The organism is Streptomyces sp. NBC_00344 (assembly GCF_036088315.1).
Lineage (GTDB): Bacteria > Actinomycetota > Actinomycetes > Streptomycetales > Streptomycetaceae > Streptomyces.
Window position 1 is genome coordinate 2199688 of the sequence record NZ_CP107996.1, and the last position, 18894, is coordinate 2218581.

The following is an 18894-nucleotide window of genomic DNA, read 5'->3' on the forward strand; positions in this document are numbered from 1 at the left end:
CCCGCCTGCCGGTCGCGATCAGTCTCTGCTTCCCGGGTTCCGATACCCCCGGACACCCTCTCTTCGCATCCAACCATGCCCGGTCGGAGCAGCGCTCATTACCCACTGGTTACCCAGCTGGGAGCCCGGCACCCCCCGGGAGCCCGGAAGCCCGCTACAGGACGACTCCGCCCCGCGACAGGACCCGGGCCAGGGACTCGACCACTTCGGGCTGGTAGTCGTGGCCGGTGCCGAGCCGCAGCCGCTCCAGTGCGCTGAGCGGCCCGGCTCCTGCGTCTTCCCCCGCCAGGTCCTCGTATGCGTTGACCGCGCGGACGATCCGGGCGCTGAGCGGTTGCTCACGGTAGGGGTCGGCCTGGCACTCGACGACCACCGCGACCTCGGCGGGGGCCCCGGTTCTGCGGACCACCGCGCCGCCGAGCAGGGCGATCCTGCGCTGCTCGGCGGTGGGCAGCAGAGCTGTCGCGCCGTCCGGGACCGGATCGACCAGCGACAGCTGTCCGATGTCGTGCATCAGCGCCGCGTATTCCAGGACGGTCAGCGCGGGACCTGAGAGGCCCAGTTCCCTGCCCACCGCGCGGCTGAGGACGGCGACCCGCCGGGCGTGGCCGTGCGGGGTGTATCCGGCGACCTCGGTGGCGCGGGCGAGCGAGGTGATGGTCTGGGCGTAGGTGGCGCGGATGAGGGCGTGCCGGCGCAGGGAGAGCTGGGTGAGCAGCAGGGGTACGCAGAAGACCGGCAGCGCCCACAGGCCGGCCACGGCGACCCCCAGGGCCATCACGACGCCGGTGGCGCAGACGGCGGAGCCGATTCCCAGCAGCGCGCGGAGCTCGTCGCGGAGCAGCGGCCCGTAGGGATAGCGGGTCCTGGCCCGGGTCATCGCGGCCGCGATGACGGCGTCGCACAGGCCGGTGAGGCCGAGCAGAAGCAGCAGCACCACGGCGTAGAACGGGCCACGCACCGTCCAGGCGTCGATCCGGCCGGAGTCGCAGAGGGGCTGGAAGCAGACGGCGGAGAAGGCGACGGTGAGGACCCTGCGGGCCATGTGGTCGGGGCTGGGCCCCCGCCCCTGTGCGATGAGGGGCGCCGCCCCCGCCAGGGCGCCCGCGACGACGACGGCGACCACCTGGGGGACACCGTGCGCGGTCGGCTGGCCGCCGTTCTGCCCCAGCAGCGCGTAGGCGAGGGCGCCGGCCGCGCCGAGCGGGGCGGGCTCGCGCTCACTGCCGGGGCCGGTGCGCCGGGCGAGCTCGCCGGCCGCCACGAGCGCCCCGAAGGCCAGCGCGGTGCCCCCTTCCCGGACGCCGGTCCACCCGGTCCAGCCCAGGCAGGCGACGGTGACCAGGGCGGCGGCGCCATGGACGAGGACGACGGCGAGCGGCGTGCGGCGGCCCGTCACGCGGGCCGCTCCCGGTCGGCGGACGGCGCGCTCCCGGTGCGGGCCTGCGGGACCTGCCGGTGCTCGAGGGGGTCCTGCTCGTCGGCGGTGACGGCTGGATGCCAGCCGTGGCGCGCCAGGGCCCGGACGAACGCCTCGACCATGAGCGGGTCGAACTGGGTGCCCGCACAGCGCTCCAGCTCCGTCAGCGCTGCGTCGACGGGTCTCGACCTGCGGTAGGAGCGGGTCGATGTCATGGCGTCGAAGGCGTCGGCGACGGCGACCACCCTGGCGAATTCGGGGATCTGCCGCCCGGAGAGGCCATAGGGGTAGCCGGAGCCGTCCAGCCGCTCGTGGTGGTGCAGGATCGCTGCGCGTGCCTCGCCGAGGAAGCCGATACCCCGGACCATCTCGTGCCCGTACTCGGGATGCAGTTCGATGACCCGGCGCTCGTCGGGCGTCAGCGGTCCGTCCTTCCTGAGCAGCCTGGTGGGCACCCCCAGCTTCCCGACGTCGTGCAGGATGCCGGCGAAGCGCAGCGCCTCGAGCTTGTCGCCGTCCATGCCGAGCTCGCCGGCGATCATGGCCGAGGCCTTGCCGACGCGCTCGCTGTGCCCGCGGGTGTACTGGTCCTTGATGTCGACCGCCTGCACCAGCGCCCTGATGGTGGCCCGGTGGGCGGCGCGTTCACGGTGGTACTGCGCGAAGACCCAGCTGGAGATGTAGATGGGCAGCAGCACGAACAGGGCGGCGGGCGGCCCGAAGGGGCTGCGCCACAGCACCGCCATCATCAGTCCGGCGAGCCCGTGCACGGTGTGCGGGGCCAGCGAGCGCGGCAGCCCGCTCCAGACCGCACCCGGGCGCGCCCGTTCGGCCGTCGCCAGCATCAGCGAGTCGAGGGCCGTCAGGACCAGGCAGAAGACGAGAGCCGCGGCGAGCGCGGGCAGCAGCACGTAGGGAAAGCCGGGTGAGCCCTGCGGTACCCCCAGATGGGCGGGGATTTCCGCTGCGGCCCGCACCGCAACGGCGAGCTGGGCCGCGTGCCAGATCCGGCGTGCGGCGTACGGCCGGTGCTCGACCCGGCCGATGAGCGCCCCCGGAATCGCGGTCAGCGCGGCGGCGCCCGGCGGCAGCAGCAGGGCAGCGGCCAGGAGCACGGGGTAACAGGATCCGGCACCGGAAGACCTGCGGCCGAGTAACTCGCATCCCGCGTACAGGGCGGCGAGCAGCCCCAGTGTGCGCCACGGGGTGCTCGGGCCGGTGAAAGCGGGCAGCACACATCCGGCGGCGCACAGGACCGCACACAGGATGCAGGCACGCGCGGCCGGCGGCACTGCGCGCATGGCGTCTCCTTCTCCGGGATCCGTACGGCTTCGTAGCCGTACAGGTTGGGGAGAATAGGCGCGCGGATGCCCCCGGGGCGGCGCATCGGGGTTTCAGCAGCACCTTCGGGTGACGGCCCGGGAGACAATTCGGGACGGGCGGGGACTGCGGTGTGTTCTTTGCTGTCCCCGCGGGTCCGTCAGATGTCGTACCGAGTACGGCCGCCGGCCCCGGGCCCGGTCACTCCTGCGCGGCGGCCGACCGGTCGGATACGGTCACGTCCTGCTCGGGAACTGCCTGACCCGAGCGGATCAGGTCGATGCGTCCCATGACTTTCGACCGCAGATCCGCCGGTACGTCGTCGCTGCCGCAGCAGCGTTTCACCAGCTTCTTGACGGCCTGCTCCAGCCCGTACTTCTCAAGGCAGGGGGAGCACTCCTCGAAGTGCACCTCGAACTTGGTGCAGTCCTTGTCCGGCATCTCGTGGTCGAGGAACTCGTAGAGATGGTCCAGAACCTCGGAGCAGTCCGTTTCGTGCGGCTCTCCGCAACTCATGAGTCCGAACCTTTCGCTTCGTTCGACTCTCCGGCACCCGCAGGGACCAGGCCGCGGTCGCGTGCGTAGTCCTCGAGCATGCCGCGCAGCTGACGGCGGCCCCGGTGCAGCCGGGACATGACCGTCCCGATGGGTGTACCCATGATGTCCGCGATCTCCTTGTACGCAAAGCCCTCCACGTCGGCGAGATACACCGCGATGCGGAACTCCTCCGGGATCGCCTGCAACGCGGACTTCACGTCCGAGTCGGGCAGGTGATCGAGCGCCTGCGACTCGGCGGAACGCAGACCGGTGGACATGTGCGACTCGGCACGTGCGAGCTGCCAGTCCTCGATCTCCTCGGCGGCGCTGCGCTGAGGCTCCCGCTGCTTCTTGCGGTACGAGTTGATGAACGTGTTCGTGAGGATGCGGTACATCCACGCCTTGAGGTTGGTCCCCTCACGGAACTGGTGGAACGAGCCGTACGCCTTGGCGTAGGTCTCCTGCACCAGGTCCTCGGCATCGGCCGGATTGCGTGTCATACGCAGCGCGGCCGAGTACATCTGATCGAGGTAGCCGAGGGCATCCCGCTCGAAGCGCGCGTTGCGCTCCGCGGCCGTCTCTTCCGCGTGGCCGTCTTCGGTCCCTGTGTCGGTCCCAGTGACCGGACCCACCTCCTCCAACGCCTTGGCAGATCCGAAACCGGACCCACTCGAATCGGAGGATAGACGACGATCCGGTCCGCCCGCCCTCCGGGAGGGCGCGCTCTTGGCCGCCGAGAGCACCGTCCATTCCAGGTCAGCGGTCTGCGGGCGGCGCGGGCAGATGGTCGAACCCATGCGACGGACTCCCTCTTCACATCCAGGAATTCTCTGTACTGATGTCCGGCACAACAGCGGCTCAGGACTCAGCATTCCCGGACGCGGCCGGCCCATCCGCCCACCGCGTCCGTGATGATCGTCAGGGCATGTTCCTGGGTGACCGGGGCCCGTTTGGGGACCGCAAGGCCATGGTCGGCGGAGGGGACCGCGACAAGTTCGAATGAGCCTCCGGGGAACTCGGCGGGCTTCCCGAAGGGGTCGTTCGCGCCCTGCACGACGAGTGTGGGCACTCCCGTCCCGAGCAGTTCGTCCTTCCGTGACTTCTCCGGCCTCCCGGGCGGATGCAGCGGGAAGCTCAGCGCCAGCACCCCCCGGGCACCCAGCTCCACTGCGGTCCTGCAGGCCACCCGGGCCCCGGCACTGCGCCCGCCCGCGACGACCGGAAGGCCCGCCTCCAGCAGGGCCGGCCACACGGCACGCCATCCCGCGTCGAGGGTCTTCGGAGCCGGTGCCACCTTCTTCCCCGCGACCCGCCAGGGCTGCTCCACCAGGGCGACGCTGACGCCGAGCGGGGGCAGCGCGGCGGCCAGCGCCCGCAGATCACGGGCTTCGATACCGCCCCCGGCGCCATGGCTGAGGGCGATCACCAGGTGCGGCCGGGCAGCCGGACGCCAGGTGATGCGGGCCTCCCCGACCGGGGTCTCCACACTCCGCACACGCGGACTCGGGTTCACAGCAGACGTCACATCAGAAGAGTGTGCCCTCCTCGGGCCCCTCCAGCTCGGTCAGCAGCTCCGGTCCGTTGTTGCGGACATTGCTCACCGCGGTCGAGACCGGGTACGCCCGTACGAGCCCCGCGGGCGGCGGCGCCAGCAGGTCCGTCAGCTCGGACGGGTCCGTGCGCGAGGGGTCCAGCCAAGGGCCCCAGCGGTCCTCGGTGAGCATCAGCGGCATCCGGGGGTGGATGTCGGCCAGCGATCCCGGGCCGCCCGCCCCCTCCGTGCGCCCGGCGAGCGGCGTGGTCTCCGCCTCGGTCGTGACGATCGTGCAGGTCGTCCACCAGGCACCAGGGTGATCGCCCGGCAGTGTCTCGTCCCGCCAGAACTCGTAAAGACCGGCGAACGCCATCACAGAGCCGTCGGCCGGCGTCACGAAGTACGGCTGCTTCCGTGGCCGCTTCTTCCTGCCCTCGACCTCCAGCTCCCGCTCGTCCGGCGCGGTCAGCCACTCGAAATAGCCGTCGGCCGGGACGAGGCAGCGCCGTGCGGCGAAGGCCCGGCGGAACGAGGGCTTGTCCTGGATCGTCTCGGCCCGAGCGTTGATCATCCGGGCGCCTCCTTCGGGCGACTTCGCCCAGGAGGGCACAAGGCCCCACCTCAGATTGCGCAGCTGGCGAACCGGAACCCGCAGCTCGGCGTCTTTCACCGGACGCTCCAGAACGACCTGGACCGTCTTGGTCGGCGCCACGTTCCAGTCGGGGACCACCGTCTCGGTGGGGTCCCACTTCTCCACCCCGAAGAGGCTCACGAGATCCTCGGGCTTACGACTCGCTGCAAACCGTCCGCACATATGCGCCAGACTGCCATTTCCACCCGTCGCCCGACCACACCCTCCCGAGGAGCCCCCGCACCCATGGACCGCGTCTTCGGCACTCAGCCCGACCCGGACGAGTGGCTGGTGATCGTCGCCGCCGCCGTCGCTCTCATAGCCGTCGTCCCGCACCGCGTATGGCGGCTCACCCGCAACGCCGTCACCATCGCCCATGAGGGCGGCCACGGGCTGACGGCCCTGTTCACCGGGCGGCGCCTGGACGGCATCAGGCTGCACTCCGACACCAGCGGGCTGACTGTCAGCCGCGGCAAGCCGAGCGGCCTCGGCATGATCCTCACGGCGGCCGCCGGCTACTCCGCGCCACCGCTGCTGGGGCTCGGCGGTGCCTGGCTGCTGGCCGCCGACCACATCACGCTGTTCCTGTGGGCGGCCTGTGTCCTGCTGCTCGCCATGCTGGTCATGATCCGCAATGCGTACGGGGCGCTCACAGTGATCGTCACGGGCGCCGCCTTCGTACTGATCTCCTGGCTGACCAGCGCCCAGGTCCAGGCCGCCTTCGCCTACACCGCCGTCTGGTTTCTGCTGGTCGGCGGGGTGCGCCCGGCCTTCGAGCTGCAGCGCAAGCGGCGGCACGGCCACGCGGGGGACTCCGACGCCGACCAGCTCGGACGGCTCACGCATGTCCCGCCGGCGATGTGGCTGCTCCTCTTCCATGTGGTGTCGCTCTGCTCACTGATCGGCGGCGGGCGCTGGCTGCTCGGGCTGTGAGACGAGCGGCTTCCGGGTCCGTGCACCATCAGTAAAGTAAGTGTCATGACCGAAAGTTCCGTGCACACCGACCTCTGGCCCGCCCCACACGCGTCCGGGGCCGTCGACGCGACGGTCACGGTGCCCGGATCGAAGTCGGTCACCAACCGCGGCCTCGTCCTGGCCGCCCTCGCCGCCGAACCCGGCTGGCTGCGCCGCCCGCTGCGCTCCCGCGACACCCTGCTGATGGCCGACGCGCTGCGCGCCATGGGTGTCCGTATCGAGGAGACGGTGTCGTCCAGCTCCTCCGCCGCCGGGGCACCCGACGGATCGGGCGAGGCCTGGCGGGTGATCCCGTACGGACTGCACGGTCCCGCAACCGTCGACGTCGGCAACGCCGGGACGGTGATGCGGTTCCTGCCGCCCGTCGCCGCTCTCGCCGACGGGCCTGTCCGGTTCGACGGCGATCCGCGCTCCTACGAACGGCCGCTGCACGGGGTGATCGGCGCGCTGCGCGCGCTCGGCACCCGTATCGACGACGCCGGCCGCGGTGGACTTCCGCTCACCGTGCACGGCGGTGGCGCGCTGGACGGCGGCTCCGTCGAGATCGACGCGTCGTCCTCCTCACAGTTCATCTCGGCGCTGCTGCTCTCGGCGCCGCGCTTCAACCAGGGCGTGGAGGTCCGTCACACCGGTGCCACTCTCCCCTCACTCCCGCACATCCGGATGACCGTCGACATGCTGCGCTGCGTCGGCGCCCAGGTGGACGAACCGGAGACGGGCGGCGAACCGAACGTCTGGCGCGTCTCCCCCAGTGCCGTGCTGGGCCGCGACCTCACCGTCGAGCCCGACCTGTCCAACGCCCAGCCGTTCCTTGCCGCCGCCCTGGTCACCGGCGGGCGGGTCGTCATCCCGGACTGGCCGGAACGGACCACCCAGCCGGGTGACGCGCTGCGCGAGATCTTCACCGAGATGGGCGGTTCCTGCGCGCTGACCCACGAGGGCCTGGTCTTCACCGGCTCGGGCCGCATCAGTGGCATCGATGTCGACCTCGGCGAGGTGGGTGAGCTCACCCCGGGCATCGCCGCCCTCGCCGCCCTCGCCGACTCCCCCTCCACCCTGCGCGGAGTCGCCCACCTGCGGCTCCACGAGACCGACCGGCTCGCGGCCCTCACCAAGGAGATCAACGAACTCGGCGGTGACGTCGCCGAGACCGCCGACGGTCTCCGGATCCTCCCCCGGCCGCTGCACGGCGGCGTCTTCCACACCTACGACGATCACCGGATGGCGACGGCAGCGGCGGTCATCGGCCTCGCCGTCGACGGTGTGGAGATCGAGAACGTGGCGACAACAGCCAAGACACTCCCCGACTTCCCCAGGATGTGGACCGAAATGCTCGGGACCTGAAGCGATGCGCAGATACGGCAAGAACCCGGACGAGGACGACATCCGAGTCCGCCCCAATCCCAAGGGCAACCGCCCCCGCACCACCATCCGCCCCAAGCACGAGGAGGCCGCCGAAGGCATGGTGGTGACGGTCGACCGGGGCCGGCTCACCTGTCTGGTCGACGGCCGTACGGTCACCGCGATGAAAGCCCGCGAGCTGGGCCGCAAGGCCGCCGTGGTGGGTGACCAGGTCATGATCGTCGGGGATCTCTCCGGAGCCAAGGACACCCTGGCGCGGATCGTGCGCATCCAGCCGAGGAAATCGGTGCTGCGCCGCACGGCCGACGATGACGACCCGTTCGAGAGGGTGGTCGTCGCCAACGCCGACCAGCTCGCGATCGTGACCGCGCTGGCCGACCCCGAGCCGCGGCCCCGGATGATCGACCGCTGTCTGGTCGCCGCGTACGACGGCGGGCTCTCCCCCCTGCTGGTCCTCACCAAGTCCGACCTGGCACCGCCGGACCAGCTCCTCGAGGCATACGGGGCGCTCGACATCCCGTACGTCGTCACCAGCCGCGACGAGCTGGCGAAGGGCGGGGCGGCGGACCGCGTCAGAGACTTCCTGAACGACAAGGTCACCGCCTTCGTCGGCCACTCCGGGGTCGGTAAGACCACACTGGTGAATGCGCTGGTGCCCAAGGACAGGCGGCGCAGCGTCGGTCATGTCAACGCGGTGACCGGCCGCGGCAGGCACACCACGACCTCGGCGCTGGCGCTTCCCCTTCCGGACGAACGCGGCTGGGTGGTCGACACCCCGGGCGTACGGTCCTTCGGTCTGCACCATGTGGACCCCTCACGTGTCATCCTCGCCTTCCCGGATCTGGTCCCCGGCACCGAGGGCTGTCCGCGCGGCTGCAGTCATGACGAGCCGGAGTGTGCGCTGGACGCCTGGGTGGCCGACGGACACGCCGATCCGGCCAGGCTGGACTCGCTGCGCCGGCTGCTCGCGACCCGTGAGCGGCGGGAGGGGGACTGACCTGGCGCGTTTGCCGCCCGGTCGGCCTGGTGAATGCATAGGCGAAGCAAGTGATGACGGAGCAGTCACCGATGTGGAGGCACTGAATGGCGTGGCTGCTGGTCGTGGTGGCCGGAATTCTGGAGACCGGCTTCGCCGTATGTCTGAAGCTCTCGCACGGCTTCACAAGGCTCTGGCCGACGATCGCCTTCTGCTGCTTCGCGCTCGGCAGCTTCGGCCTGCTGACACTGTCCCTCCGCAAGCTCGACGTGGGCCCCGCCTACGCCGTGTGGACGGGCATCGGCGCCGCGGGCACCGCGATCTACGGGATGATCTTCCTCGGGGACATCGTCTCGGTGCTCAAGCTGATCTCGATCTCCTTCGTCATCGTGGGTGTGATCGGGCTGCAGCTGTCCGGCTCGGCGGGCTGACCGGGCCGGACCGCATCGCGTCGGCGGGCCGGTCCGGCCGGATCACACCACCTCGCGCAGGCGCGGGAAGTGACAGGCCGCCACATGGCCGGCGCCGTGCCGCACGTCCTGCGGCACCTCGCTCTCGCACCGCGCGCGTTCGCCGCCGCCGAGCTGGGCGTAGAGCGGGCAACGGGAACGGAAGCGGCAGCCCTGGTACCGGCGGGTGGGGCTCGGCGGGTCACCGGGCAGCAGAATCCTGGTGCGCTGCCGCTCCCGTTCGCGTGCCGGGTCGGGCACCGGTACGGCGGACAACAGGGCCTGGGTATAGGGGTGCCGGGGCCTTTCGAAGACCTCGTCGACCGGCCCCGCCTCGACCGTACGCCCGAGGTAGACCACGCTCACCCGGTCGGCGATGTGCCGCACCACGGACAGGTCGTGCGAGACGAACAGATAGGCAAGACCCAGCTCGGACCTGAGCCGCTTCAGCAGATTGAGGACCCCCGCCTGCACAGACACGTCCAGTGCGGAGACGGGTTCGTCGAGTACCAGCAGCTGCGGTTCGACGGAGAGCGCACGGGCGATACCGATGCGCTGGCGCTGTCCGCCGGAGAACTCGTGCGGAAACCGGTCGGCGTGCCGTGCGTCGAGTCCGACCTGCTCGAGCAGGGCCGGGATCCGGTCCGCGGCGGTTCCGCGGTCCGCGCCCTGGGCGCGCAGCGGCTCGGTGATGATGTCGCCGACCGTCATCCGGGGGTCCAGACTGGCCATCGGGTCCTGGAAGACGATCTGCACCTGCCCGCGCAGCGCCCGTCTGCCCGCCTTGTCCAGGGTGCGCAGCGACTGCCCGAAGAGCTCGATCTCACCGCCTTCGGGCCGCGTGAGCTCAAGCAGTTCGAAGAGGGTGGTCGTCTTGCCCGACCCCGACTCTCCGACGAGCCCGAGGGTCTCGCCCCGCTCGATCCGCAGGTCTACGCCGTCGACGGCGTAGACGGATCCCACCCGGCGTTTGAAGGCGGATCCCTTCAGAACGGGGAAGGTCCTGGTCAGACCGCGCACGCTCAGCACGGTCCCGGTGGCGCGACCGCCGGCGCGCCTCTCGGCCGGCCCGGCCCCGGGCCTCGGAATCGTGGGCACCGGGAAGACATCGAGCGGACCGAGCCGTTTTCCGGCGATCTCACCGGCCTGTACACAGGCGGCTTCGTGCCCGCCGGCCCCCTGCAGCCGCGGCTCCTCCCCCAGGCACCGCTCATCGGCGAGTGGGCAGCGCGGAGCGAAAGGACACCCCGGATGCGGTGCGCCGGCGCGGGGCGGGCTGCCCGGGATCGGCACGAGTACGTCCCCTGCGGTGTCCAGCCGCGGCACCGCTCCGATCAGCCCCAGCGTGTACGGCATCCGCGGCGCGGCGAACAGCTCGGCCGCCGGGGCGGTCTCCACGACCCTGCCCGCGTACATCACCGCCACCCGGTCCGCCGCCCCGGCGATCACTCCGAGGTCATGGCTGACCAGGATCAGCGCCGCCCCCGTCTCCCGCTGTGCGGTCCGCAGCACGTCGAGCACCTGCGCCTGGATGGTGACGTCCAGGGCCGTGGTGGGTTCGTCGGCGAGGATCACGTCGGGGTCGTTCGCCATGGCTGTCGCGATCATCGCGCGCTGCCGCATACCGCCGGAGAACTCGTGCGGGTACGCCTGCGCCCGCAGGTGCGGCTCGGGAATTCCGACCAGGTCCAGCAGCTCGACCGCGCGTTCTCGGGCCCGCTCGCGCGAGACGTCCTGGTGGGCGCGGACCGCCTCGGCTATCTGGTCGCCGATCCGGTAGACGGGCGTGAACGCGGAGAGCGGGTCCTGGAAGACCATCGAGATACGGTTGCCGCGCACCTCGGACAGCGCCTTGTCCGACGCGCCCACGAGCTCGGTCCCGTCGAGCTTCACCGAGCCCCGCACGGCCGCGTTCTCCGGCAGCAGGCCCAGCACCGCCAGAGCGGTGGCCGACTTACCGGACCCCGACTCCCCCACCAGGCCCAGCACTTCACCGCGCCGCAGCGAGAAGCTGACGCCGCGCACCGCGGGGGTGTCCCCGAAGTCGACCTCCAGGCCGTTCACTTCCAGTACCGAGGTCATGCCCGCGCTCCCTTACGACTGCGACTGCGGTTGCTGCGGCGCGAGGTGGGGTCCAGCGCGTCGCGCAGCCCGTCCCCCACGAGGTTCACCGCGAGCACGAAAACGATCAGCAGGCCCGCGGCGAAGAAGAACATCCACGGGTAGGTCACGGCCGCTCCCGTGGTGGAGGCGATGAGAGTGCCCAGCGAGACGTCGGGCGACTGGACGCCGAACCCGAAGTACGACAGGGCGGTCTCGCTCATCACGGCCCCGCCTACCGCGATCGTCGCGTCGATGATCAGGAAGGAGGCGATATTGGGCACCACATGCCGCCAGATGATCCGGAAAGGCCCCACCCCCATGTACCGGGCAGCGCTGACGAACTCACGCTCCTTCAGCGACAGGGTCATCGATCGCACCACCCGCGCGGTGATCATCCAGCCGAACACGGCGAGCAGGCCGACAAAGGCGAACCAGCCACCGTCCCGCAGCCGCGGCGAGATGATCGCGATGATCAGGAAGGAGGGGAAGACCAGCAGCAGATCGACGAAGAACATCAGCAACCGGTCCGTCCAGCCCCCGAAGTACCCGGCACAGGCGCCGACGAGTGAGGCGAGGCCGGTGGAGAAGAGCGCCACCAGCAGGCCGATCAGCAGCGACTTCTGCAACCCGCGGACGGTCTGGGCGAAGACGTCCTGGCCGATGCGGTTGGTGCCCCACCAGTGTCTGGCGCTCGGTCCCTCGCGCAGTGCCGTGTAGTCGATGTGGCTGTAGTCCCAGGGGCTGAGGAGCGGGCCGGCCAGGGCGAGCAGAAAGAGCAGCAGCAGGATGACGGCTCCGGTGAGCGCACCCGGATTGCGTACGAAGCGGCGCAGCACCACACCGGCGCGCCCGGCAGGGCGGATCGGTTCCGCACTCCGGCCTGCCGCGTCGCCGGCTGCGGTCTCTATGACGGCGGTCATGACGTCGTACTCCTCAGGCGTTACGGATACGCGGGTCGAGCGCGGCGTGCAGGACGTCGGCGAGGAAGCCGGACAGCAGGACCAGCACGGCGGCGAACACGTTGACGGCTACCACCGAGTTGACGTCGTTCCTGCCGATGGACGAGACGAACCACTCCCCCATGCCGTGCCAGCCGAAGATCGTCTCGGTGAAGGTGGCACCGGTGAACAGGGCCAGGAAGCCATAGCTGAAGTAGGTCGACATGGGGATGAGGGCGGTGCGCAGACCGTGCTTGACCAGTGCGGTCCGCCGGCTGAGTCCCTTGGCCTGCGCGGTGCGCAGATAGTCCGAGCCGATGACGTCGAGCATGGTGGAACGCTGATAGCGGCTGTACCCGGCGATGGTGCCCAGCGCGATGGAGACGGTCGGAAGCAGCAGATGCACCGCGCGGTCCTTCAGCACGGCCAGGAAGCCCGAGTCGACGCCAGGACTCTTCTCTCCGGTGAACTTGATGACCTCGGTCCCGGTCTTCTGGTTGAACCAGATCGCACCGATCTTCAGCAGCACCGCGAGCAGGAACACCGGGGTGGAGAGCAGCACGAACGAGGCGAGGGTGACCAACCGGTCGGACAGCCGGTACTGGCGGACGGCCGTCCACGCACCGGCCAGCACGCCAATGACCGTACCGGCGATGCTGCCGAGCAGCAGCAGGCGCAGGCTGACCCCGACCCTGCGGCCGAACTCAGCGTCCACCGGAGTCCCGTCGATGGTCTCTCCGAGGTCGCCGCGCGCCGCGTGCCCGGCCCAGCGGGCGAAGCGGTTGAGCAGCGGCTCGTGGTCGTTGACGCCCAGCGCGGTCAGATGGTGGTCGACAGCGACGGGTGAGAGGGGCGGCTGCCGCCCTTCGTAGTACGCACGCGGATCGAGCGCGAGCGACGCGAGGAAGTAGGACAGGCAGATGGCGACAAGCAACAGCAGGGCGTAGTAGCCGAGTCGCTTGGCCAGGAAGGCGGCCACGGGTGTTGGTCCTCCGCTGGAGATCGTCTGGGGATCACGGCGGCAGCGGGATCCGTCGGTGTACGTCGTCGGCCGGGTGATCCAGTCTGGCCATCATTTGTTGCGTCCATGCAAAGAATGAATAACAGCATCCCGGGAGACCTCCCTTTGTGCAAGGAGATCGACTTACCGTCAGCGGAGTCTGCGGTCTCGATCAGACCGCCATGAACCGGAGGACCAGAACCGATGCGCAGAACCACCGTTGCCGCCATCGCCGCAGCACTGTCCTGCACCCTGGCGGTAGCGGGCTGCAGTTCCTCCGGGCACGACGACAAGCCGGTGCGGAAGCAGGCGGCGCCGGGCGCCGACGGCCAGAACATCAACGCACATCCGGTGAGCGACCTCAGACAGGGCGGTTCGCTCCACTTCGGCATCGACCAGTGGATCACGCAGTACAACATCAACACGGTGGACGGCTCGCAGGGCGACGCCCAGGAGATCATCAGGGCCGTCCTTCCCGACCTCTTCGACGCCGACGCCAAGGGGGCCATCCACAACAACCCGGACTTCCTGGTGTCGGCGAAGGTGACATCCGCCAGCCCGCAGGTCGTCGAGTACCAGCTCAACCCGAAGGCCAGGTGGTCCGACGGGAAGGCGCTGAGCTGGCGGGACTTCAAGGCGCAGTGGAAGGCGCTGAACGGCGCCGACGACGCCTACGAGGCGGCCGACACCTCCGGCTACGACCAGATCTCCCGGGTCGAGCAGGGAACCGGTGCCCTCGGCGTCAAGGTCACCTTCTCCTCGCCCTACGCCGACTGGCAGCGGCTCTTCGACCCGCTCTATCCGGCCTCGTACATCGACACTCCGGACAAGTTCAACAAGGGCTGGTCGGAGAAGGCCCCGGTCAGCGGAGCCGCCTTCAAGGTGGGGGCGTACGACAAGACCGGGCAGACCATCACCATCGTCCCCGACCCGAAGTGGTGGGGAAACAAGCCGAAGCTCGACTCCGTCGTCTACCGCGCACTGGACACATCGGCGAAGACCGAGGCCTATCTCAACAAGGAGATCGACGAGGCGCCGGCCCTGCTGCCCGAGGACTACAAGCGGCTGGTCAAGGCGGCCGACACCGACATCCGGCGTGGTGCACGCTGGGACGAGGTGCACATCACCCTCAACGGCGGGCGCGGTCCGCTGAAGGACGTGAAGGTGCGCAACGCCCTCCAGGCGGCCATCAACCGCAAGGGAGTCAACACCAGCTTCAGCAAGGACCTCTCCTTCGAACTGAAGCCGCTGAACAACCATTTCTTCATGCCGAACCAGCAGGGCTACCAGGACAACACCAGCGAGTTCGACAGCTATGACCCGGCGAAGGCCGGGAAGCTGCTGGACGAGGCGGGCTGGAAGGACGCGGGCGAGGGCAAGCCGCGCACCAAGGACGGCAGGAAGCTCACCCTCGACTACACGCTCAGCGCGGGTGGCACGTCCGCGCAGACGGACCAGGCCGAGCTGGTGCAGCAGATGCTCGGCGCGGTGGGTGTGAAGGTCGACATCAAAAAGGTCCCGGCGAACGACTACTTCAACAAGTTCGTCAACACGGGCAATTTCGACATCACCAGTTTCCGTAACGTCGACGCGGTCTACCAGACCATGCTGACCCCGGTCTTCCTGCGGCCGAAGGGCAAGAACCTCTACCAGAACTTCGGCTCGGTCGGCTCGCCGAAGATCGACGCGCTGCTGAAGAAGGCCGGTGGGACCACCGACCACGCGGCGGCCGTCAAGCTGTACAACCAGGCCGACACGGAGATCTGGAAGCTCGGTCACTCCATCGAGCTCTACCAGCGCCCGCAGATCGACGCGGTCCGCAGCGGGCTCGCGAACTACGGCGCCTTCGGCCTTGCCGACACCGACTACACCAAGGTCGGCTGGCTGAAGAAGTAGCCGGTCAGCCGCCCTGCGCCAGCACGTCGCGCACCAGATGGTCCGCCTGCGGGCCACCCGGTGCGACGACATGCGAGAGCGCCAGGCGTACGGCCACCTCGCAGTGGTGGACGAATGCCGCGGCCTCCTCCTCGGTCCTGCCCGCCGCGGGCGCGGGGGCGGCCCGGCGCAGCACCGCGGCGATCAGCCCGGCCGGGGACGGCGGGCCCGCGTCGGCGCGGCGCTGCGCGGGGATGTGCGAGCCGGTGGACCGCGCGGCGGGGCGCGGGGCGGGCAGTCCTTCGGGCCAGCAGCCGGTCAGCAGAGCGCGGACCAGCGGACAGGAGCGGGCCGCGGAGACGGTCCACTCGGCGATACCCGCCAGCCGCTCCGCGTCCGGTGCCGGTCCGGCCAGCACCCGGTCGACACCCAGCAGATACCGGTCGGCCTCGCGACGCACCAGGGCGCGGACCAGGCCGTCCTTGGAGCCGAACTCGTTGTAGAGGGTCTGCCGGGACACCCCGGCGGCGGACGCCACATCCACCATGCGAACACCGGACCACGGCTGTGCGGTGATCGCGGAGAGGGCTGAGTCGAGCAAGGATTCGCGCGCTGCAGGCATCGTCGCCCTCCCGGGTGCGGCTCTGCGCTCAGAGTTGACGGACCGCCACCGGCTGTCAATAGCCCGCACGGCTGCGGGCAGGACGGACAGGGCCGGGGGAAGGGTCCTGTGGCCCGATCGGCGACCCGGTGGATAATGTGACGTCCATGTCCGACTACCACGATGATCTGCGTCTCGCCCATGTCCTTGCGGACGCCGCCGACGCGGCGACGATGGACCGCTTCAAGGCCCTCGACCTCAAGGTCGAGACGAAGCCGGACATGACACCGGTGAGCGAGGCCGACAAGGGTGCCGAGGAACTCATCCGCGGACAGCTCAGGCGCGCCAGGCCGCGTGACGCGATCCTCGGCGAGGAGTACGGCCTGTCAGGTACCGGCCCGCGGCGCTGGATCGTCGACCCTATCGACGGCACCAAGAACTACGTCCGCGGTGTGCCGGTCTGGGCGACGCTGATCTCCTTGACGGTCGCGGGCGACGAAGGCCACGAGCCGGTGGTCGGCGTGGTCTCCGCACCGGCGCTCGGCCGCCGCTGGTGGGCGGCGAAGGGCGGCGGGGCGTACACCGGCCGCAGCCTGACATCGGCGACCCGGCTGCACGTGTCCAAGGTCTCGAAGATCGCGGATGCCTCTTTCGCGTATGCCTCGCTGACCGGCTGGGAGGCGCAGGGGCGCCTCGACGGGTTCCTGGATCTGACCCGGGACTGCTGGCGCACGCGCGGTTACGGCGACTTCTGGCCGTACATGATGGTCGCCGAGGGCTCGGTGGACATCTGTGCGGAGCCCGAGCTTTCGCTCTGGGACATGGCGGCGACCGCCATCGTCGTCCAGGAGGCCGGCGGGGAATTCACCAGCCTCGACGGGGTGCGGGGGGTGGAGGGCGGAAACGCGGCCGCCTCCAACGGGCTGCTGCACCAGGACATGCTCGGGTATCTCAACCAGCGTTACTGACCGCGGGCGCGGACCGCCGGCACCGGGCACAGCTGCCACCCCGGCGGCGCCTCCGGTGTTCCGGTGGCGTACGCCCCCTTGCTGTGCTCACGCACTGATGCCACTCTGAGAGTACCCCCACTTGTGAACTTGTGAATTCGGGCGCAAGCAGGATTCACCAAGGAGGTGGCACCCTTCATGCTGGTCCGTGACGCCATGAGCACGGTTGTTCTCACCATCGGCCCCGCGCACACCCTCCGCCAGGCCGCCTGCCTGATGTCGGCGCGCCGGATAGGAGCGGCCGTCGTCTTCGACCCCGACACCTGCGGGCTCGGCATTCTCACCGAGCGCGACATCCTCAACGCCGTGGGTGCGGATCTCGACCCCGACCGGGAGGTCGCGGGTGCGCACACCACCACCGATGTGGTCTTCGCCTCACCGTCCTGGACCCTGGAGGAAGCCGCGCTGGCGATGTCGAACGGCGGCTTCCGTCATCTGATCGTGCTCGACGGAGAGGGACCGGTCGGCGTCGTGTCGGTGCGTGACATCATCCGCTGCTGGGCGCCGGGCAGAGTCGGCGCCGCGGCCCTGGCCTCCTGAGCCACCCACCGGAGAGGACCGGTTCCCCGGACGGGGAACCGGTCCTCTCCGCACGCACGGTGACAAACCGTCAGGCACGCAGCTTCTGGACGGCGGCGTCGAGCCGCTTGCCGAAGTCACCGTCGGCCCGGCGGAAGTTGTCGACGGCCCGCTCGGCGATGTCGTCGCGGGAGACCTGCGAGATGAATCCGGCGAGGTTGTCGATGAGCCGGCTCTTCTCGTCGTCGGACAGCGAGCGGTAGAGGTTGCCCGGCTGCACGAAGTCGTTGTCCTCGGCGTGGCTCGGTGCCTCGTGGTTGCCGGTCGCGCCGCTCACCTGGGTGGACTGCCACAGCGCCCTGTCCGTCTGGACCGGACCGCCGAAGCTGTTGGGCTCGTAGTTCTTCGCGCCCTTGTGACGGCCGTCGTACAGGAAGCCGTCCCGGTAGTTGGTGTTCGCCACGGCCGCGTGCGGGCGGTTCACCGGCAGATGGTCGGCGTTGATCCCGACGCGGTAGCGGTGGGCGTCGCCGTACGCGAAGATCCGGCCCTGGAGCATCTTGTCCGGGGAGGGGCCGATACCCGGCACGAAGTTGGCCGGCGAGAAGACGGACTGCTCGACCTCGGCGAAGATGTTCTCCGGGTTGCGGTTGAGCTCCAGCTTGCCGATCTCGATCGGCGGGTAGTCCGCGTGCGGCCAGACCTTGGTCAGGTCGAACGGGTTGAAGCGGTAGGTCGCGGCGTCGGCCACCGGCATGACCTGGATCTGCACGGTCCAGGAAGGGAAGTCCCCGCGCTCGATGGACTCACGCAGATCGCGCTGGTGGGAGTCCGGGTCCACACCGGAGAGCCGCACGGCCTCCTCAGTGGTGAGGTTCTTGATGCCCTGGTCGGTCTTGAAGTGGTACTTGACCCAGAAGGCCTCGCCGGCCTCGTTGCTCCACTGGTAGGTGTGCGAGCCGTATCCGTTCATGGTGCGGAACGACGCCGGGATGCCGCGGTCACCGAAGAGCCAGGTCACCTGGTGGGTGGACTCGGGGCTGAGGCCCCAGAAGTCCCACACGTTGTCGGCCTCCTGCGAGCCGGTGTACGGGTCGCGCTTCTGGGTGTGGATGAAGTCGGGGAACTTGATGGCGTCCTTGATGAAGAACACCGGGGTGTTGTTGCCGACGAGGTCGTAGTTGCCGTCCTCGGTGTAGAACTTCAGCGCGAAACCACGGGGGTCCCGGACCGCGTCCGCGGAGCCCAGGTTGCCCGCCACGGTCGAGAAGCGGGCGAAGGTCTCGGTCTCCTTGCCGACCTCGGACAGGAACTTCGCCCGGGTCCACTGCGACACGTCGCGGGTCAGCGTGAAGGTGCCGTACGCACCGGCGCCGCGGGCGTGCACGATGCGCTCCGGGATGCGCTCACGGTTGAAATGGGCGAGCTTCTCCAGCAGGAGCTGGTCCTGGACCAGAACCGGACCGCCGGCGCCCGCGGTCTCGCTGTTCTGGTTGTCTGCCACCGGAGCCCCGGTTTCCGTGGTGAGCGGTCCCTGCGTCACGTGCGCCTCCTGCGTCATTCCTGCAAGCCCTGTCGCTTGGCGGTTGCCGGTTCCGATCCTACGATGGACTTTGTCTAAGTCAAGCAACCGTCCAATGTCACACT

18 protein-coding genes are annotated in these 18894 nt (G+C 69.8%); 7 read left to right on the forward strand and 11 right to left on the reverse strand.

Annotated features, from left to right (window positions below):
- Positions 1-154 precede the first annotated feature (154 nt).
- The 6 genes from OHS16_RS09790 to OHS16_RS09815 all read right to left on the reverse strand — a co-directional run bounded on the left by OHS16_RS09790 (position 155) and on the right by OHS16_RS09815 (position 5625).
- Positions 155-1399, reverse strand: a complete 1245-nt coding sequence (locus OHS16_RS09790; protein WP_328536783.1) for an HD-GYP domain-containing protein — start codon at positions 1397-1399, stop codon at positions 155-157.
- A complete protein-coding gene (locus OHS16_RS09795; protein WP_328536784.1) occupies positions 1396-2721 on the reverse strand; it encodes an HD-GYP domain-containing protein in 1326 nt (441 codons plus the stop codon). Before OHS16_RS09795 ends, OHS16_RS09790 begins: the two co-directional genes overlap by 4 nt.
- A 220-nt stretch (positions 2722-2941) precedes the next feature.
- Positions 2942-3256, reverse strand: coding sequence for a mycothiol system anti-sigma-R factor (gene rsrA, locus OHS16_RS09800; RefSeq protein ID WP_328536785.1), 315 nt, complete (start codon positions 3254-3256; stop codon positions 2942-2944).
- The gene (locus OHS16_RS09805; RefSeq protein ID WP_328536786.1) at positions 3253-3909 is read right to left on the reverse strand and encodes a sigma-70 family RNA polymerase sigma factor; all 657 of its coding nucleotides are present in this window, start codon (positions 3907-3909) and stop codon (positions 3253-3255) included. The genes rsrA and OHS16_RS09805 overlap by 4 nt, the downstream gene beginning before the upstream one ends.
- Positions 3910-4142: 233 nt before the next feature.
- A complete protein-coding gene (locus OHS16_RS09810; protein ID WP_328536787.1) occupies positions 4143-4802 on the reverse strand; it encodes an alpha/beta hydrolase family protein in 660 nt (219 codons plus the stop codon).
- A gap of 1 nt (position 4803) precedes the next feature.
- Complete coding sequence (locus tag OHS16_RS09815) at positions 4804-5625, reverse strand: SOS response-associated peptidase (RefSeq protein ID WP_328536788.1); 822 nt, start codon at positions 5623-5625, stop codon at positions 4804-4806.
- A gap of 63 nt (positions 5626-5688) precedes the next feature.
- On the opposite strand from OHS16_RS09815, the gene OHS16_RS09820 reads away from it, so the two are divergent.
- From OHS16_RS09820 to OHS16_RS09835, 4 genes are all read left to right on the forward strand, one after another.
- The gene (locus OHS16_RS09820; RefSeq protein ID WP_328536789.1) at positions 5689-6375 is read left to right on the forward strand and encodes a M50 family metallopeptidase; all 687 of its coding nucleotides are present in this window, start codon (positions 5689-5691) and stop codon (positions 6373-6375) included.
- Between the two features lie 45 nt (positions 6376-6420).
- Complete coding sequence (gene aroA, locus OHS16_RS09825; protein WP_328536790.1) at positions 6421-7761, forward strand: 3-phosphoshikimate 1-carboxyvinyltransferase; 1341 nt, start codon at positions 6421-6423, stop codon at positions 7759-7761.
- Between the two features lie 4 nt (positions 7762-7765).
- Positions 7766-8776, forward strand: coding sequence for a ribosome small subunit-dependent GTPase A (rsgA, locus tag OHS16_RS09830; RefSeq protein WP_328536791.1), 1011 nt, complete (start codon positions 7766-7768; stop codon positions 8774-8776).
- Positions 8777-8862: 86 nt separating this feature from the next.
- Complete coding sequence (locus tag OHS16_RS09835; RefSeq protein WP_328536792.1) at positions 8863-9186, forward strand: DMT family transporter; 324 nt, start codon at positions 8863-8865, stop codon at positions 9184-9186.
- Between the two features lie 42 nt (positions 9187-9228).
- Here the strand turns inward: OHS16_RS09835 and OHS16_RS09840 are convergent, their stop codons facing one another.
- The 3 genes from OHS16_RS09840 to OHS16_RS09850 are packed head-to-tail and all read right to left on the reverse strand — an operon-like array spanning position 9229 to position 13224.
- Positions 9229-11286, reverse strand: a complete 2058-nt coding sequence (locus OHS16_RS09840) for an ABC transporter ATP-binding protein (RefSeq protein ID WP_328536793.1) — start codon at positions 11284-11286, stop codon at positions 9229-9231.
- Positions 11283-12227, reverse strand: coding sequence for an ABC transporter permease (locus OHS16_RS09845; protein WP_328536794.1), 945 nt, complete (start codon positions 12225-12227; stop codon positions 11283-11285). Before OHS16_RS09845 ends, OHS16_RS09840 begins: the two co-directional genes overlap by 4 nt.
- 13 nt (positions 12228-12240) lie before the next feature.
- The gene (locus OHS16_RS09850; RefSeq protein ID WP_328536795.1) at positions 12241-13224 is read right to left on the reverse strand and encodes an ABC transporter permease; all 984 of its coding nucleotides are present in this window, start codon (positions 13222-13224) and stop codon (positions 12241-12243) included.
- Positions 13225-13449: 225 nt separating this feature from the next.
- Between OHS16_RS09850 and OHS16_RS09855 the strand changes: the two genes are divergently transcribed.
- On the forward strand, positions 13450-15141 hold the full coding sequence (locus tag OHS16_RS09855; RefSeq protein WP_328536796.1) for an ABC transporter family substrate-binding protein: 1692 nt from the start codon (positions 13450-13452) through the stop codon (positions 15139-15141).
- 4 nt (positions 15142-15145) lie between these two features.
- Here OHS16_RS09855 and OHS16_RS09860 read toward each other — a convergent pair whose 3' ends face one another.
- Positions 15146-15742, reverse strand: coding sequence for a TetR/AcrR family transcriptional regulator (locus OHS16_RS09860; RefSeq protein ID WP_328536797.1), 597 nt, complete (start codon positions 15740-15742; stop codon positions 15146-15148).
- Between the two features lie 146 nt (positions 15743-15888).
- On the opposite strand from OHS16_RS09860, the gene hisN reads away from it, so the two are divergent.
- Together hisN and OHS16_RS09870 are read left to right on the forward strand one after the other, a co-directional pair.
- Positions 15889-16689 (forward strand): histidinol-phosphatase, encoded by an 801-nt coding sequence (gene hisN / locus OHS16_RS09865; protein ID WP_328536798.1) that lies wholly within the window; start codon positions 15889-15891, stop codon positions 16687-16689.
- A 177-nt stretch (positions 16690-16866) separates the two neighbouring features.
- Positions 16867-17268 carry a CBS domain-containing protein gene (locus tag OHS16_RS09870; RefSeq protein ID WP_328536799.1) on the forward strand — a complete coding sequence of 134 codons (402 nt, stop codon included), beginning with the start codon at positions 16867-16869 and terminating at the stop codon, positions 17266-17268.
- A gap of 70 nt (positions 17269-17338) precedes the next feature.
- On the opposite strand, the gene OHS16_RS09875 is transcribed toward OHS16_RS09870, so the two are convergent.
- Positions 17339-18808, reverse strand: coding sequence for a catalase (locus OHS16_RS09875; protein WP_328536800.1), 1470 nt, complete (start codon positions 18806-18808; stop codon positions 17339-17341).
- Positions 18809-18894: the final 86 nt, after the last annotated feature.